Source organism: Enterocloster sp., assembly GCF_057861365.1.
This window is the reverse complement of sequence record NZ_DBMACH010000010.1, coordinates 21101-38108: the sequence shown is the minus strand read 5'-3', so window position 1 is coordinate 38108 and position 17008 is coordinate 21101. Positions and strand designations below refer to the sequence as shown.

The 17008-nt window shown below is 47.2% G+C and carries 15 protein-coding genes and 3 tRNA genes; 3 read left to right on the top strand and 15 right to left on the bottom strand.

Annotated elements, in window-relative coordinates:
* Positions 1–247 precede the first annotated feature (247 nt).
* Together typA and ACZM6M_RS11665 are read right to left on the bottom strand one after the other, a co-directional pair.
* Entirely contained in the window at positions 248–2077 is a 1830-nt protein-coding gene (gene typA / locus ACZM6M_RS11670; RefSeq protein WP_066548183.1) for a translational GTPase TypA, read from the bottom strand.
* A 105-nt stretch (positions 2078–2182) separates the two neighbouring features.
* A complete protein-coding gene (locus ACZM6M_RS11665; RefSeq protein ID WP_337434081.1) occupies positions 2183–2833 on the bottom strand; it encodes a YigZ family protein in 651 nt (216 codons plus the stop codon).
* Positions 2834–3039: 206 nt separating this feature from the next.
* Between ACZM6M_RS11665 and ACZM6M_RS11660 the strand changes: the two genes are divergently transcribed.
* Positions 3040–5742 carry a transglycosylase domain-containing protein gene (locus ACZM6M_RS11660; protein ID WP_489490442.1) on the top strand — a complete coding sequence of 901 codons (2703 nt, stop codon included), beginning with the start codon at positions 3040–3042 and terminating at the stop codon, positions 5740–5742.
* 77 nt (positions 5743–5819) lie between these two features.
* On the opposite strand, the gene ACZM6M_RS11655 is transcribed toward ACZM6M_RS11660, so the two are convergent.
* The 3 genes from ACZM6M_RS11655 to ACZM6M_RS11645 all read right to left on the bottom strand — a co-directional run bounded on the left by ACZM6M_RS11655 (position 5820) and on the right by ACZM6M_RS11645 (position 8012).
* A complete protein-coding gene (locus ACZM6M_RS11655; protein WP_066548178.1) occupies positions 5820–6455 on the bottom strand; it encodes a hypothetical protein in 636 nt (211 codons plus the stop codon).
* A gap of 135 nt (positions 6456–6590) precedes the next feature.
* A complete protein-coding gene (locus ACZM6M_RS11650; RefSeq protein WP_066548175.1) occupies positions 6591–6944 on the bottom strand; it encodes a SpoVA/SpoVAEb family sporulation membrane protein in 354 nt (117 codons plus the stop codon).
* A gap of 48 nt (positions 6945–6992) precedes the next feature.
* Positions 6993–8012, bottom strand: coding sequence for a stage V sporulation protein AD (locus ACZM6M_RS11645; RefSeq protein ID WP_337933200.1), 1020 nt, complete (start codon positions 8010–8012; stop codon positions 6993–6995).
* 189 nt (positions 8013–8201) lie between these two features.
* On the opposite strand from ACZM6M_RS11645, the gene ACZM6M_RS11640 reads away from it, so the two are divergent.
* On the top strand, positions 8202–8861 hold the full coding sequence (locus ACZM6M_RS11640) for a Crp/Fnr family transcriptional regulator (protein ID WP_337434086.1): 660 nt from the start codon (positions 8202–8204) through the stop codon (positions 8859–8861).
* Between the two features lie 53 nt (positions 8862–8914).
* Here ACZM6M_RS11640 and ACZM6M_RS11635 read toward each other — a convergent pair whose 3' ends face one another.
* The 5 genes from ACZM6M_RS11635 to ACZM6M_RS11615 all read right to left on the bottom strand — a co-directional run bounded on the left by ACZM6M_RS11635 (position 8915) and on the right by ACZM6M_RS11615 (position 13457).
* Entirely contained in the window at positions 8915–9490 is a 576-nt protein-coding gene (locus tag ACZM6M_RS11635) for a 4Fe-4S binding protein (protein ID WP_296039121.1), read from the bottom strand.
* Entirely contained in the window at positions 9490–9699 is a 210-nt protein-coding gene (locus ACZM6M_RS11630) for a 4Fe-4S binding protein (protein ID WP_296039100.1), read from the bottom strand. The genes ACZM6M_RS11635 and ACZM6M_RS11630 overlap by 1 nt, the downstream gene beginning before the upstream one ends.
* A 166-nt stretch (positions 9700–9865) precedes the next feature.
* Complete coding sequence (locus ACZM6M_RS11625; protein ID WP_337434088.1) at positions 9866–10207, bottom strand: arsenate reductase family protein; 342 nt, start codon at positions 10205–10207, stop codon at positions 9866–9868.
* Positions 10208–10225: 18 nt separating this feature from the next.
* Positions 10226–12187: a fructose-1,6-bisphosphatase gene (locus ACZM6M_RS11620; protein WP_484078057.1), complete on the bottom strand. Its 1962-nt coding sequence runs from the start codon at positions 12185–12187 to the stop codon at positions 10226–10228.
* A 25-nt stretch (positions 12188–12212) separates the two neighbouring features.
* Positions 12213–13457: an AI-2E family transporter gene (locus ACZM6M_RS11615; RefSeq protein WP_418926468.1), complete on the bottom strand. Its 1245-nt coding sequence runs from the start codon at positions 13455–13457 to the stop codon at positions 12213–12215.
* 199 nt (positions 13458–13656) lie between these two features.
* Here ACZM6M_RS11615 and ACZM6M_RS11610 point away from each other — a divergent pair, with 199 nt between their 5' ends.
* Positions 13657–13968 (top strand): DUF3837 family protein, encoded by a 312-nt coding sequence (locus ACZM6M_RS11610; protein ID WP_066548148.1) that lies wholly within the window; start codon positions 13657–13659, stop codon positions 13966–13968.
* Positions 13969–13998: 30 nt separating this feature from the next.
* Here the strand turns inward: ACZM6M_RS11610 and ACZM6M_RS11605 are convergent, their stop codons facing one another.
* From ACZM6M_RS11605 to ACZM6M_RS11585, 5 genes are all read right to left on the bottom strand, one after another.
* On the bottom strand, positions 13999–14991 hold the full coding sequence (locus ACZM6M_RS11605) for a Gfo/Idh/MocA family protein (protein ID WP_337434090.1): 993 nt from the start codon (positions 14989–14991) through the stop codon (positions 13999–14001).
* 135 nt (positions 14992–15126) lie between these two features.
* A tRNA-Thr gene (locus ACZM6M_RS11600) sits at positions 15127–15199 on the bottom strand.
* Between the two features lie 82 nt (positions 15200–15281).
* Positions 15282–15353: transfer RNA gene (locus ACZM6M_RS11595), tRNA-Glu, on the bottom strand.
* Between the two features lie 8 nt (positions 15354–15361).
* Positions 15362–15435 (bottom strand) — tRNA-Pro (locus tag ACZM6M_RS11590).
* 167 nt (positions 15436–15602) lie between these two features.
* A complete protein-coding gene (locus ACZM6M_RS11585; protein ID WP_296039116.1) occupies positions 15603–16961 on the bottom strand; it encodes a sodium-dependent transporter in 1359 nt (452 codons plus the stop codon).
* Positions 16962–17008: the final 47 nt, after the last annotated feature.

The following is a 17008-nucleotide window of genomic DNA, read 5'->3' as shown; positions in this document are numbered from 1 at the left end:
ACTTCTCCTCTTATTTTCCAATTTCACTCCGGGTTACAATTTTCCCGTATGCACATAATCAATCTATGCAATTATAACCAGAAATAGACGGAAAACAAAGGTCAATTCATCGCATCGATTCGACAACTCAGGAAAATAACGTCGATTTTAGCAAAAAAATCTGTAAAACGCAAAAAATCTCCCGGACTTTGGAAGAATATTCCAAAAATTCCGGGAGAACTGTCATATTTTATTTAAAAAATAAATTTTATTTTTTGAAGGAGGCTCTCTTTCGTAAAAGAGGATCCAGGATCTTTTTACGGATACGCAGGCTCTCCGGGGTTACCTCCAAAAGCTCGTCTGTATCAATAAAGTCCAGGCTCTGCTCTAAACTCATGATCTTTGGCGGAGTCAGCTTTAAGGCCTCATCTGCACTGGAGGAACGAGTATTGGTCAGCTTCTTTGTCTTGCAGACATTGATCTCAATATCCTCTGCCTTGGGGCTCTGTCCCACAACCATACCGGAATATACCTTTACGCCCGGCCCGATAAAGAGGGTTCCTCTCTCCTGAGCATTAAACAGGCCGTAGGTAATGGCCTCACCGGCCTCAAAGGCGATCAGAGAGCCGGTAGGACGGTAGGATAAGTCGCCCTTGTACTCTGCATAGCCGTCAAAAATTGTATTTAAGATACCATTTCCCTTGGTATCCGTCATAAAGTCGCCGCGGTAACCGATCAGGCCTCTGGACGGGATAGAAAATTCCAGTCTGGAATAGCCTCCGGCTGCCTGGCTCATGCCCTGCAGGGCGCCCTTTCTGGCTGTCAGCTTCTGGATCACCACGCCGGTATACTCCTCAGGAACATCAATATAAGCAAGCTCCATGGGCTCTAATCTGCGGTTGCGCTCATCATAGTGATAAAGCACCTCTGCTTTACTTACCGCAAATTCATAGCCCTCGCGGCGCATATTTTCGATCAGGACCGACAGATGAAGTTCACCGCGTCCTGATACCTTAAAGCAGTCTGCAGAGTCTGTTTCCTCTACACGGAGGCTCACGTCTGTATTCAGCTCGCGGAACAGACGGTCTCTTAAATGACGGGAGGTGATATACTTTCCTTCCTGTCCGGCAAGGGGACTGTCATTTACCATGAAGTACATAGCAATAGTAGGCTCAGAAATCTTCTGGAAGGGGATTGCCTCCGGGTTCTGTGGAGAGCAGATGGTATCCCCGATATGGATATCCGCAATACCGGAAATGGCAACGATGGAGCCGATTTTTGCCTCCTGAACCTCCACACGCTTTAAGCCGTCAAATTCATAAAGCTTACCGATCTTGATTTTTTTAAATTTGTCAGGATCGTGATGGTTTACCAGCACACACTCCTGATTCACCTTAAGGCCGCCGTTTTCCACCTTGCCGATACCGATACGGCCTACAAACTCATTATAGTCAATGGTACTGATCAATACCTGGGTGTCCGCATCCGGGTCGCCTTCCGGTGCGGGAATGTGGTTTACAATGGTCTCAAAGAGAGGTCCCATATCCACCTCTGGATCGTCAATATTAAATTTTGCAAAACCGGCTCTTGCAGAAGCATAGATAAAGGGGCAGTCCAGCTGTTCATCGGAAGCATCCAGATCCATCATAAGCTCCAGCGTTTCGTCGATCACCTCTTCCGGACGTGCTTCCGGACGGTCGATCTTATTGATGCACACGATTACGGACAGATTTAACTCCAATGCTTTCTGAAGCACAAACTTGGTCTGGGGCATGGGGCCTTCGTAGGCATCCACAACCAGAACAACGCCGTTTACCATCTTAAGCACACGTTCTACCTCGCCGCCGAAATCGGCATGTCCGGGAGTGTCGATAATATTGATCTTTGTATCCTTATAAAATACAGCTGTATTTTTTGACAGAATGGTGATGCCTCGCTCACGCTCAATGTCATTGGAGTCCATGACGCGCTCCTGAACCTCCTGATTGGCTCTGAATACGCCGCTCTGCTTTAACAGCTGATCCACCAGAGTGGTTTTGCCATGGTCTACATGGGCGATAATGGCAATATTTCTTACATCTTCTCTTTTCATCTTCATAGTGATCATTCTTCCTTATTTATGCAGAAAACTTATAGATTTAGTCACGGTTTTATAGTATAGCATTGGTATCTTAAGATTGCAAGACCCAAATCCAGGTGCATTTTAAAATACGATCAGCTCTCCCCGGTTCATGCCGTAGTACAGTTCTTTTCCGGTGCGTATCCTCGCCCGGCCGTTGGTCCCTTCTGTGATCTTGGCCTGGAAGCAGTCCTTTACGGCAACCGGTACCAGAAAATCAAACTCTGCCTTATCGGAATACCTGCTTTCCAGAGTATCGATCCCCTCCTGGGCCGCAATATACTGGATCTTTCCCACGCTGTTGTAGTCGGCTGTGACCTCCAGCTGCACTCCCAGCTTTTTTTCTACAACCGAACAGTTTAAAAGCGCTTCTTTTACAGCACCGGAATAAGCTCTTACAAGGCCCCCTGTCCCTAAAAGTGTACCTCCGAAATACCGGGTAACTACTGCACATACATCGTGGAGTCCCTCTCCTGCCAGCACATCCATCATGGGCTTTCCCGCCGTCTGGGAGGGCTCGCCGTCATCGCTGCACCGAGCCGTCTGAGCCCGTTCTCCTATAATATAGGCGTAGCAGTGGTGCCTTGCATCCCAGTATTTCTTACGGACCTCCTCAATAAAGGCAAAGGCTTCTTCCTCCGAAGCCACGGGACGGATCTGGGCAATAAACCGGGACTTTTTTTCCACCAGCTCCCCATCTGCGCCCTCATATACGATCTTGTAGCTTTCTACCACTTTTCTCTCTCCTTTTCCCTTTTTTTCAGAAACTGCACCCACATTTTCCTTATTTTTCTTCTGTTTTTTATCATAATATAGTTAGGCTTTCATGGCAAGCCATATTTATGCCTTTTCAATTCCATAAAACTGTTGTATAATTTAATCGTCTGCCAAATGCCTCAGGGCTTTGTCATACGGGGGGAACTTGTTGTAAAGGAGAAACTATGAATTACGGAACACATGAGTCTGAGCGCAGGCTTAGGGCTCTCCAGTCAAAATCGGCCAAATATACCTCAAAGCTGTTTTTTAACATCTTTAAGGCTTTTTTTGTATTGTTTCTTTTTCTGGCCATCGCAGGCACTGCCATCGGTTTCGGCATGGTAAAGGGGATTATCGACAGCGCCCCTTCCGTAGACCTTATGAACATCCAGCCGGATCGCTTTGCCACTACCGTTTATGACATAGGCGGCAATCTCACCGACACAATTGTAACCAGCGGTTCCAACCGTGAATCTGCTGCCTATGAGGAACTGCCCCAGGATCTGATCAATGCCTTTGTAGCCATTGAGGATTCCCGTTTCTGGTCCCATAACGGTATCGATATCCGTTCCATCGCCAGAGCGGTCAACGGCCTGATCAGCGACGACTATGCCGGTGGCGGAAGCACCATCACACAGCAGCTTATCAAAAACAATATCTTTGCCGGCGGTATGGAAACCAGCTGGGGAGCCCGTATTGAACGAAAGCTCCAGGAGCAGTATCTTGCCGTACATCTGGAAAAAAATTCCGGCATGTCCAAGGAAGAAACAAAAAAAGTCATTATTACCAATTATCTCAACACCATTAACCTGGGCTATAATACTCTGGGTGTAAAGGTGGCCGCACGGCGGTATTTTAATAAAGAAGTATCTGATCTTACCCTTTCCGAATGTGCGGTTCTCGCCTCCATCACGAAAAATCCCTCCCGTCTCAATCCGATCTCCGGCGCCGAGGCTAATGCCGAACGCCGCAGCATTGTCCTTCAATATATGTATGATCAGGATTATATCGACAAACAGGAGCTGGAAGAGGCGCTGGCAGACAATGTGTATGAGCGGATCCAAAACGTAAATACAGCCGCACAGGAAACAAACTCCCATTTCAGTTATTTTACCGATGAGCTGGTCGAACAGGTCATTGCCGCTCTTATGGGGGAGCTTGGATATTCGGAAAGCCAGGCGAGAAATCTTCTTTATGCGGGAGGACTTAAAATTTATACCACACAGGATCCCAAGCTTCAGGCCATTGTGGATGAGGAGATCAACAATCCGGAAAATTATACTGCTGCCAAGTATTCCGTAGAATACCGTCTTTCCATCACACATACGGATGGGACAACCGAGCATTTTTCAGAAGAAAATTTAAAATCCTACCACAAGTCTGTATTGGGAGATACGGGCTATGATGGCCTTTATCCAAGCAAAGAAGCAGTCCAGGAGGATATCGAACGCTACAAAGCATGGCTGATCAAGGATGGCGACACCATTATCGGAGAACGCCAGAACCTGATTTTACAGCCTCAGGCGTCCTTTGTACTGATGGATCAGCGTACCGGTGAGGTACGGGCCCTTTCCGGAGGACGCGGTGAAAAGACCGCCAGCCTGACCTTGAACCGTGCCAGCAATGTATACCGCCAGCCCGGTTCTGCATTTAAGGTAATCACTGCCTTCGCTCCAGCTCTTGACACCTGCGGAGCCACCCTGGGAACGGTTTATTATGACGCTCCTTATACGATTGGAACAAAAACCTTCCGTAACTGGTGGGGTTCCGGGAAAGGCTTTGTAGGCTATTCTAATATCCGTGAAGGCATCATTTACTCCATGAATATCATAGCAGTGCGGGCCCTGATGGAAACCGTAACGCCCCAGCTTGGCATGGAATACGCTGAAAAAATGGGAATTACTTCCATGACAAAAAATGATCTCGGCGCTGCCCAGGCTCTGGGCGGACTCACAAAGGGCGTTTCCAACTTAGAGCTCACTGCCGCCTATGCCTCCATCGCAAACGGCGGTGTGTATACAAAACCCCGGTTCTTTACAAAGATCCTGGATCATGACGGGAATGTGCTCATCAACAATGAGCCTGAAACACGGCAGGTATTAAAGGATTCCACTGCCTTTCTGCTTACAGATGCCATGGCGGATTCCATGAAAGCAAACCGGAAATTTGCGCGTTCCGGCGTATCCATCAATTCCACCAGTACCAGAGCAGCCCTGTCTGGAATGTCTGCAGCCGGCAAGAGCGGCACTACCACCGGAAATAATGATATCTGGTTTGTAGGTTTTACTCCCTACTATACAGCCGGTGTCTGGGGCGGCTGTGACAGCAACCAGAAACTCTCTGCCGAAAACGGAGGTACCTCTTTCCATAAGGATATCTGGCGCAATATCATGAACCGTGTCCATGAGGGGCTTTCTGATCCCGGATTTCCCGTTCCAGACAGCGTGGAAACGGCCGAAATCTGCCGCAAATCCGGCAAACGGGCAGTACCCGGCGTCTGCGATCACGACCCAAGAGGCAGCGCCGTATATACGGAATACTTTGCTAAAGGAACCGCTCCGTCCGAGGTCTGCGACAAGCATGTGGCTGTAACCGTCTGCGCCCAGTCCGGCCTGCGCCCCACTCCGTACTGCACGGAAAAGACAACAAAGGTATGCATGGTACTGCCTGAGGGAGAGGAAAATCTGGCAACGGATGATTCCGTATTTTCCATACCAGGTACCTGCACCATTCATTCCGGCAATTCTACCATTATCGCACCTTCCTTTGGCTCGGATGAGACTGGTGGCTCCGGCGAAAATGTAACCATCTCTCCCATCGGCCCCGGTTATGAGCCTCAAACCCGGCCGCAGTGGGAAAATTCGGGGCCCGGCGTCCGACAGAACTGATATTTAAAGAGAATAAAAAGAATCTGTGAATACAGCTGTATTTTACATACTGTTTCACAGATTCTTTTTTTGCAGCGTCAAGCTGGCCCTATAGGATCTTCCGCCGTCTTACTCTGCAATATAATATCCGTCCCGCCCCTGTTCCTTCGCCTTATAAAGCGCCCGGTCCGCTCTTTCATAAAGATTTCTAAAACCCATCCCCTTTTCTGCTTCTGTAATTCCCACAGAGGCACCATGATCATGATCTGGCTGGTATCCTGCCGGCCGCTGGTAAACACATCAGAAACATAAGCTCTCCCCTTTTCCATAGCAGCCAAAAGCTCACTGTCATCTATCTGCCAGCGGTTTCCCGTATCGTCTATGGTATTCCCTTCCTGATCCATAATGCCTATCTGTGCAAATCCCGCCCTGCTCCTGATTTCCTGAAGTTGTTTTACGATTTCCGCGGAAGTCATTTTCTCTGGTACGCTGAAATTTTCCTCACCTATATTTAAAATCTCTGTACAATGCCTCATCTCACTTCGTATAATCTTTACAATATAGTCAGATAAAAGGGAAATCTGCTCCATATTACGGTTAAGAATTTCATTATGTATACGGTTGGAATAGTGAAAAAACAGCGAAAAAATATTGATAACGGAAAAAGAAACAATACCAGCGATCAAAAGAATCCAGGCTGCAGTTTTATAGCGGTTTGATCTCTTGTCTTTCATATATCTGCCTCATATAATATTTTAAAAATACGTTTTTCTAAAAAGAACCCGCCAGTTCTCTCCCGGCGGGATTTTTTCCAATTATACCAGATTGCCAGGGACATATGCAATAGTTTTAAAGTATTAAACTTCCCCTCACTTCATCTTGGGCTTAAAAAGTACGGAAGCTGAATACCCGAATATGAGAGCCCCGGTGATTCCGGCAGATGCGGCGGTCAGCCCACCTTTAAATAATCCCAATACTCCTTCCTCTGCCAGCGCAGTTTTTACCCCCTTAAAAAGCGTATTTCCAAAGCCCAGAAGGGGAATGCTGGCTCCGGCTCCGGCCCAGGAAAGAAAGGGCTCATAAATCCCTACCGCCCCCAGAATGGCTCCTGAAACGACTAACAGTACCATGATCCGTCCCGGCATCAGTTTCGTCTTTTCCATCAGGATCTGAACCAGAGCACAGATAATGCCTCCTGTAACAAATGCTTTTATATAATCCATATATCTGCTCCTTATTTATGCTGGATCCGGCCTTTAGGGCCTCCCCCATTATTCCAAATGCTCTATTACCACCCCATGGGCAATTCCCGGGATGGTCTGTCCTTCGTTGTAACTTACCGTAGAAAGAAGAGCGCCTGTAGGCACAAAAAGAACACGTTTCCAGATTCCCTCCCGGATTTTTGGAAGGATCGCCGCGCACAGCGTAACCGCAGAACAGCCGCAGCCGCTTCCTCCTGCATGGGTATCCTGGGTTTCTTTGCTGTAAATCTCAACGCCGCAGTCCATATGGCGTTCCTTCAGGCTGCGCCCCTTTTTCTCCATCAGATCCAACAGGATCTGCGTTCCTACCTCTCCCAGGTCTCCGGTGATGATCCTGTCATACCAGGTCTCATCCGTTCCAAGATCCTCCAGATTCTGTTCGATTGTATGAAATGCCGCCGGAGCCATGGCAGCTCCCATATTCATAGAATCTCTGGCTCCAATATCGATCGCTTTTCCGGCAGTAAATGCCGTGATCTTTGCCAGTCCCGGCTGCCCCTCTTTCCCAATGACGACTGCCCCGCACCCAGTCACCGTCCAGGTAGAAGACATAGGGCGCTGGTTCCCGTAGGCAAGAGGAAAACGGAACTGTTTTTCTGCGGTGGCAAAATGGCTGGACGCCATGGATAGCACATGATCCGCATAGCCTGCATTTACCATCATTGCTCCCAGGCTCATGGCCTCTCCCATGGTGGAACAGGCCCCGTAAAGCCCAAAGAGGGGAATTTCCAGATCTACGGTTCCAAAAGAGGTGGCAATCAGCTGTCCCAGCAGATCTCCTGCAAAAAGATAACGGATATCATCCCGTTTCAGTCCGGCTTTTGTAATGGACAGATCTGCAGCCGCCTTCTGCATGGAGCTCTCTGCCTGCTCCCAGTTTTCCATCCCCTTTCCATCATCCATGATATGACGGTCAAAAAACGGTCCTAAGGGCCCTTCACTTTCCTTCTTTCCAACTATACTGGCTGCTCCGCAGATAACCGGAGGCCGTGCAAACGCTACCGTCGCTTTTCCTTTCTTCTGTTCCATCTGCTATGTGCTCCTTTCCCATATCAGACCGTATTTTCCATTGAAAACATCCGGCGATTGGAAATATTATGCGTAAACAGATGTGATTTTATGCAAATGACAGAAAAAGCATCCTGTTAAAAAATACCTTCATTGACAGATCACAGTCTCGACTTTATACTAAAAACAGCATAGGGAGGTGCTATACTTATGGATCTTAGTAATAATTTTTCAGTCTGGAACCACCTGACCCCGGCCCAGCAGGAGCTTATATCCACCCATCTTATCTGCCGGGATGTGAAAAAAGGCACTGTTTTGTATAATGGAAGCTCTGACTGCCTGGGACTCGTACTTATAAAAAAAGGCCAGCTGCGGGTCTATATGATTTCCGAGGAAGGACGTGAGGTCACGCTGTACCGGCTTTTGGAGCGGGATATCTGTCTTTTTTCTGCTTCCTGCATTATGAAAAATATCCAGTTTGACATTACGATCGAGGCGGAAAAGGATTCTAACATCTGCATCATACCAGCAGTGATCTACAAACGTCTCATGGAGGAATCTGCTGCTGTCTCCAATTATACAAATGAGATCATGGCAGCCCGCTTTTCTGAGGTGATGTGGCTCATTGAACAGATCATGTGGAAAACCTTTGACCGGAGACTGGCCTCCTTTCTTTTAGAGGAAATGGCTCTGGAAGGAAGTTCCGGATTAAAAATCACCCATGAAACCATTGCAGGCCATCTGGGTACTGCCAGAGAGGTAGTAACTCGGATGCTGCGTTACTTCCAGGAGGAAGGCATGGTAAAACTCAGCCGGGGGATGATTAACATTACCGATGAAAAACGACTTAGAAAACTGGCCGAATCATAAAATAAGCCAGACGCAGGTAATACGAACGCGTCTGGCTTTTCGATCACAGATATCTATTTTTTACCATTTTTCCCTTTGCAGATCAGCTGGGTCATGGTTCCCATGGGACAGTATACGCACCAGCTGCGGGGCTTAAACAGCACCATGGTAATGAGTCCTAATATGGTAGAGGTCAGCATCACGCTGTAAAATCCAAAGGCAAACTGGGCTGTGCCGGGATGGAACAGGGTTCCGTGGTAGGCCCAGTGCCATGGAAGCTTAAATATCCACAAGAGCGTCACAACCTGCTTTAAATCAGAAGCTCCTGTAAATACCAGAACCGTATTCCACAGCATCTGGCAGAACATAATGAGGAAGAACACCAGAAAGCCGTATCGAAACGCCCTGCTTTTCATCCATCCCGGAATGTCCTTTTTCCTGGAAAGCCCCAGCCGGCCGCCTAACAGCCCAAAAAGCTGCCCCCTGCCACAGTAGCGGTTACAGTAGCCTTTATTCCCCTGCACCAATGCAATGATCAGGGGGATAAAAAAGCATAAAAGTCCCAGCCATGCAAACATAATATTGAAAAATCCCAGGATCAGATAGGTCAGGGACAAAATCCACATATAATCATACCAGTGTTTTTTCATCATCCCACCTCCCTGATCTCAATCACGGAAGCCGGGCATTCTTTTGCACATTTTCCGCAGCCTACGCATTTTTCCAAATTCACCTGAGCCCACATTCCATCTGCCACATAGATTGCCCCTAAGGGACAAACCTTTACGCAGCAGCCGCAGGCCACGCACAGGCGGCTGTCTACGGATGCTTTCCTTTTCTTTCTAACTCCCGTTGCCATATTCTTCCTCCGCTCTCAGTTTCTATCGGCCGCCGGCCAATACCGAAACGGCTTAATTTTATATCGAGTATAGCGGATTGCGGGAAATATGTCTGTAATTAAGTCACATATAACACACCCCCAGCTCAGACACCAGGATTTTATTTAACTTTCTTCTGTTTCGTGGCTATTTCCATTCTTTCCATATATCCGGTTCATAGCCTATGGCTGCCTGTTTTCCATTACGGACGATCGGCACCTTAAGGATCTTCTGATTTTCCAGAATCTTTTCTGCTCTGTCTTCCTCTGCAATATACCGGATCAGAGCCAACAGATCCTTATCCCTGCAGTCCGGATCAATAAGCTTTTCATAACCTCCCACAGCCTGGCATACAGCGTTAAATTCTCCTTTGCTGAGCCCTTTTTCCTTCATATCTATAAATTGGTATTTAATCCCCCGCTCCTTAAAATACCGCTCTGCTTTTTTACTGTCAAAGCTCTTTTTCGTTCCAAAAATCTGTATATTCATGCGTATCCTTTCACCTTTTTATCTTCTCCCAAACCGTTCTGCGATCCGGCCGTCACGGTAGGCCTTTAACAGCTGTTCCAGATCTGCGATTTTTTCCTTCAGCTGCTGTCCCGTGTCCGTATCTCCTACCAGCTTCCGGCTGGCTGTCCGTTTTACAACAATATCCTCCGAATAGATATCGCTTTCCTGTTCAATGGCGGCTGCCCTGGACTCAAAGGGTTCATGAGCTGCCAGGATCAGGCCGTAGGAATTATAAATCAGGGTATATCCGGCGATTCCCGTCTCTTTCTGGTAAGCTCTGGAAAAGCCGCCGTCAATTACCAGAACCTTTCCGCCGCATTTAACCGGATTTTCCCCATTTTTCGACTTGACAGGAACATGGCCATTGATGATATGGCTCTCCTCTCCGCCCAGCCCAAATTCTCCCAGGATCATATCTACGGTTTTTTCATTTTCAAGCATCCGGTAATAGGGATTTTTCTTTTCTTTATGGCTTTCCTCATCTTCCAGAAAATACCGTTCAAAGGTAGCCATCTTATCCTTTCCAAAAAGCGGGGAATTTTCTCCCAGCCATATGTACCACATGATGTCCCGGCCCCTTTTTCGTTCCGTCTCATCCTCCGCCATAAAGCCTCTGCGGATATAGCTTTCCAGCACATCATAAAGTCCCCTGCCTTTATAGCGCTTTCCGTAAACAGACGTTTCCTTTAATCTTCCGTCCTCACAAAGGGGAACGCAGCCGTGATAGAGGAGGTTTTGATTATATACCTTATACAGGCTTCCCTTTGCCAGAAGAAACCGCATATGCTGCTGAAGCTTTTCACAGTTTAAAAATGCCTTTTCCAGCCGTTCCATAATGGACTCTTCCTCAGGAGAAAGCCGGTAGGGATCTGCATGATCCACCGTAGGGAAATGCATATCCTTCATGGGCAGACGTCTTCCATCCAGAACAATGGTGCCATTTTCATAATTGATCCGGTGAAGAAGGAGGCGGCGTTCCAGACCAAACTCCGGATACTCCTTGATCAGCTGGCCTTCTACCTTAAACTGGATAATGGAAATGGCCTTGTGCATACGCAGATTCAGTTCCTTTTCTCCGGGACTGCATGGATGGCTTCCCTTTAAGGCAAAGCAGATGCAGGGATCATCCCCATAGGTTTCCAGGGCAAAGGTAGCAAGAGGAAGCAGATTGATGCCATAACCGTCTTCTAAAATATCCAGATTCCCATATCTGGCGCAGATACGGATCACATTTGCTATACAGCCCCTCTGCCCTGCAGCCGCTCCCATCCAGAGCACATCATGGTTGCCCCACTGGATATCCAGAGAGTGATACTGCATCAGCTTATCCATGATCAGGTGCGGACCGGGGCCGCGGTCATAAATATCCCCCAATATGTGCAGATGGTCAACGACCAGGCGCTGGATCAGCTCACAGAGAGCTCTTATAAACTCCTCCGCCCGGCCCACCCGTATAATCGTGGCGATAATGGCGGTGTAATAGGATTCTTTGTCTCGGATATCTGCCTTTTCCGTCATCAGCTCTTCAATGACATAGGCAAATTCCGGCGGCAGCGCCTTGCGCACCTTAGAACGGGTGTATTTGCTGCCGGAACGCTTGCTGACCTCTATAAGACGGTAAAGAGTAATCTTATACCAGTCCTCCTTATTTGCCGTGTGCTCTAAAATCTGCGCCATTTTCTCTCTGGGATAATAGATCAGCGTTGCCAGACTGCGCTTATCTTCTCTGCACAGCGTATTCCCAAACACGTCATTTACCTTGCGCCGCACTGCGCCGGAACCATTTTTCAGCACATGGGAAAATGCCTCTGCTTCCCCGTGGATATCCGTAAGGAAATGCTCCGTTCCCTTAGGAAGATTTAAAATGGCCTCAAGGTTAATAACTTCCGTAGAAGCCGCAGCTACTGTAGGATAAAGCTCTGCAAGCCGTTCCAGATATCGGGTTTGAAGATCTGCCATGAATACCCTCCTTTTGATGGATCCGTTATTTTTCCGTATGCTCTATAAATGTTCCCTCTATGGGATCTATATGGTCTAATTCCCTGTAATCATCTGTACGGGCAGAAAGCTTTTTTCTTCTGAGCATCCCGCAGATATATTCAGAGATCAAACGATAAAATACTGCAAATACCGGTACCGCTATGATCATTCCGACAAAGCCGAAGAGTCCTCCGAACAGCAGGATGGAAAACAGCACCCAGAAACTGGGAAGGCCGGTGGAATCTCCCAGGATCTTCGGCCCTAAAATATTTCCGTCAAACTGCTGCAGCACCAGAATAAAGATCAGGAAATACAGACATTTTAAAGGGCTTACAAGCAGGATCAGAAATGCGCTGGGAATGGCTCCGATAAACGGACCGAAAAAGGGGATCACATTTGTAAAACCAATAATAACGCTGATCAAAAGCACATAGGGCATTTTTAGAAACCGCATTCCGAAAAAGCACATAATGCCGATGATCAGAGAATCCAGAAGCTTTCCTGTAATGAAACCGCCAAACACATGGTGGGCAAAGCGGATCTCATTAATCAGCCGGTTTGCCATGCGAACACTGAACAGGCCATAGATTATTTTCTTAAACTGAGCGCAAAGTGTCCACTTTAAATTCAGCAGATAGATCATTACGATCAGACCGATCAAAATATTTTTCACCACTGTAACCGCATTGATCACTCCGGCAGATACATGATCCAGGATCAAATAAATACTTGGCACCAGATCTGTCGTCATCCAGTGCTGAAATTCCATGGCCGCCTCATTAAAATGAGGCATCACGATTTCTTCCAGTTCCGAATTATCTTCAAGAAGCTGTGACAGCCATAATGTGAGGTTATTGATATATTCGGCCAGGCTTTCCTGAAATCCGAGAATGCTCTCCATGATCTGTGGGATAATCATCCAGACCAAGCCGCAGACCAATATAAGCAGAAACAGCAGACTGGCAATTGTAGCTGCTGTTTTTCCCGCTCTGCTTCTGACTTTTTCTGTGGTAAACAGCTTTTTCGTATTACGGCAGACAAAGAAATAGACCGAATTATAGACAGGAAGCATCAAGTATGCGAGAACGCCTCCATAAATAATAGGCATCAGAATCTGAATGATCTCTCCGATCACTCCAAAAATAGTCTGAACTTTCATCAGGGAAAAAGCCAGAAAAACACTGCAGGCAATAACAGCCAATGCTGTAAGCCCCCAGTTGATATACAGCCGGAATCTTTGGTTTTTCATAATCGTATACTCCTGTAATAAAATTTAAACGGTTCCTGCTGGAAAATGCAGGAACTCCATTCAAATTTAGTATACCATGGTTCCCAGGTTCCCACAATGCAGCGGGAAACTTTCTTGAAAATTTAGCAGAATTTTTATATTTCTGAAACGAAAGGCGGCTTTCCATGATATAATGGAGCAAAAAAGGAAGGAACTGAATATGTCATACATCATAAAAATGGCCCTGGATATCAAGGCCGGCTTTGAGCCCCCGGCTCAGATGTCCTCTCCCATCGAGGCCTACTGCGCCATAGGGACCGTTGCAAAGGCCATGAGGCTTGACCTCCCGGCGCGAAGAGACACACTCTTTGAAATGCGTGAAGATTTAAAGAATGAGATAGATGGCAAGGACTTTCCGGAACCCCGGATTGAAAAAATCTGCCATATTCTTATGAGCTTTATCCGTAATGAGACCACTACGGACCGGATGATGGAGTATATGGTGTACGGGTATGAGAATGAACCGATATAAATGCGGCATTCCGCCATGGGGAATCTATCCTTAGAGGGTATCAGCCTCACCGTGGAAAACAATTCCCGTCTGACGTCTTACCTCTTCAATAATACCTATCTGGACCGCTGTCTGCTTCTGATACCATTCCGCTCTCTGGAAATCTCTGTTTTCCAGAATGGAGGCCAACACTTTTGCCTCCTCATAAAGGGGATTCGGATCCTTCGTCAATCTGAATACCTGCTCCTTTTGATTCCTGAGCTTCAGAGTGATCCTGGAAGGTTCTGATATCATATCCACAAGGATATTTCCTTTCTCTCCCTGGATCTGGCTTTCCCCTATGGTATCCGTAATCTTGGAATAAAGGATCTCACTGATCATACCCGGATAACGGGCAAGAATGGTACCGATCCCCTCCATTCCGTTGGACAGTTTTACATTGAGTCCTCTGATCTCTTCCGGCTTTCCGAACAGACGTACCAGCCCGTACACTGCGTACACCCCAATATCCATCACAGCCGCATTGGCCAAAGAAGGATTGAATGCGTTAAGAATCTCTCCATTTAAAAACGCATCATAACGTGAGGAATACTTTCCATATTCCAAAGTTGCCCTGCGCACCGGTCCGATCAGAGGGATCAACTCCTCCAGTTTTTTCAGGCCGGGATCAAATGCAGTACGCATAGCCTCCATCAGGATCACCTGATGCTTTTTTGCCTCTTCCAACAGCTCCTGAAGTTCTCTCACGGAAGGAACCACCGGCTTCTCACAGATCACATGCTTTCCTCCCCTGAGCATCATCATAGACTGGCTGAAATGGCAGCTATTGGGACTGGCAATGTATACCGCATCCACATCCTTCATTTCTGCCAGCTCCTCAAGAGACACTGTCACCTGAGAAATTCCGTACTCTTTTGCAAATGCCTTTCCTCTCTCTTTATCTCTGGAACAGACAGCTTCCAGACGATAATTTCCGCTCTTTAAAGCCGCCTGGGCAAACATATGAACAATTTTGCCGGTTCCGATCATTCCTAAGCGAATCATGTATGTTCTCCTCCTAATACCTGAAATACTTCCATACCCTTCATCCTGACAGGCAGCCCGTACGTCATTATCCATAAGAGCACAGTAGTAAATAAATGAAAAACAGACCACCGAAAACCGATCGTCTGCTTTACAAGCTTCCAGCCGGACTCGAACCGGCGACCCCTTCATTACGAGTGAAGTGCGCTACCAACTGCGCTATGGAAGCATACAACTATTAAATTTTAGATGTAAATCAATATCCATAAAGATGAAAAATGGCTGTTGCAATGCAACAACCATCCCATCAGTGACCTGACCGGGAATCGAACCCGGGTTTACGCCGTGAGAGGGCGTCGTCTTGACCGCTTGACCATCAGGCCTTAAAAAATCGAGGCGACGTGATTCGAACACGCGGCCTCTGCGTCCCGAACGCAGCGCTCTACCAAACTGAGCCACGCCTCGATTACGTACGTTAGTATAATACACTTTTCAGGAAATGTCAACCATAAATTTTCATAATTTTTAAAATAATTTAAACAACTGGAAACATTGCCATTTTAGAGATTAAAACAGGCCTGTGCATCTGTCTGCACAGGCCTTAAATGCCAGAGGATGTTTTCCTCTACGAATTATCCAATATAACCTTCAATCAAAATAAACAGCACAATCAGAGGAAGGATATAGGACACATAGACTCTGGCCCAGGTCGGGAAAGCAATCCCCTCTCCTTCATTTGCCTCATTTACAAAGTTTTTAAAGCCCCATCCATACCGGCTGGTACAGAACAGCAGATACAGCACACTTCCGATGGGGAGAAGGTTATTGCTGACAATAAAGTCTTCCAGATCCTGAATGGTGGTTCCCGGTCCCAGAGGCTGAATACCGCTCAGGACGTTAAAGCCCAGAACACACGGCATGGACAGCAGGATGATTACGATCACATTCCAGAACACAGCCTTTTTAACGGAACAGCCGGTCAGGTCTGTGGCAAAGGAAATGATATTCTGGAACACGGCGATTACCGTAGACAGGGCCGCAAAGGTCATAAATACAAAGAACAGAGCGCCCCACAGCTGTCCCCCTGCCATATGGTTAAATACATTTGGAAGGGTAATGAAGATAAGGGACGGACCGGATGTAGGCTCGATCCCATAAGCAAAGCAGGCTGGGAAAATGATAAGACCGGACATAAAAGCAACTGAGGTATCTAACAGAGTAATGCTGATGGCCTCTCCGGTAAGTCTCTTTTCCTTGCCGATATAGCTTCCGAAAATCGCAAGAGCGCCGATTCCGATACTTAAGGTAAAGAAGGACTGGCCCATAGCTGCAAAGATCGCTTCTCCCAGTCCGGCCTCCTTCATCTTTCCGAAATCCGGCTTTAAATAAAACTCAAGACCCGGAGCACCGCCCTCTAACAGTACCGAATGAACGGCCAATACCACCATTAAAAGGAACAAAAGGAGCATCATGATCTTTGTGATACGCTCTACGCCGGATACAAGTCCCTGCGCGCAGATGGTAAAGCATACCAGAACAATGACAACCATAAATACTGTCATGATCACCGGATCAGCCAGCATTTTGCTGAATTCCTCTGCCGTACCGGCAGAATCAAGTCCATTAAAGTCGCCCCGGAGCATTTTAAAAAAGTACAGAAGCATCCAGCCGGCTACTGTCGTGTAAAACATCATCAGCATATAGTTTCCGGCCATTGCTATATATTTTGTCAGGTGCCATTTGCTTCCCTTGGGTTCCAGCAGATCAAAGGACAGAGCCGCACTCTTTTTGCTGGCCCGGCCCACGGCAAACTCCATCACTACAATAGGAAGTCCCAGGACCAGAAGAAAAGCAAGGTAGATCAGCACAAAGGCGGCTCCACCGTATTTTCCCACAATATAGGGAAAACGCCATACATTGCCCAGACCGATGGCGCATCCTGCTGAAATCAGGATAAAGCCCAGCCTGGAAGAAAACTTTTCACGTTCCATTTCTCATATCTCCCGTAATTTTTTTGTATTCCGGCCCTTATGCATTC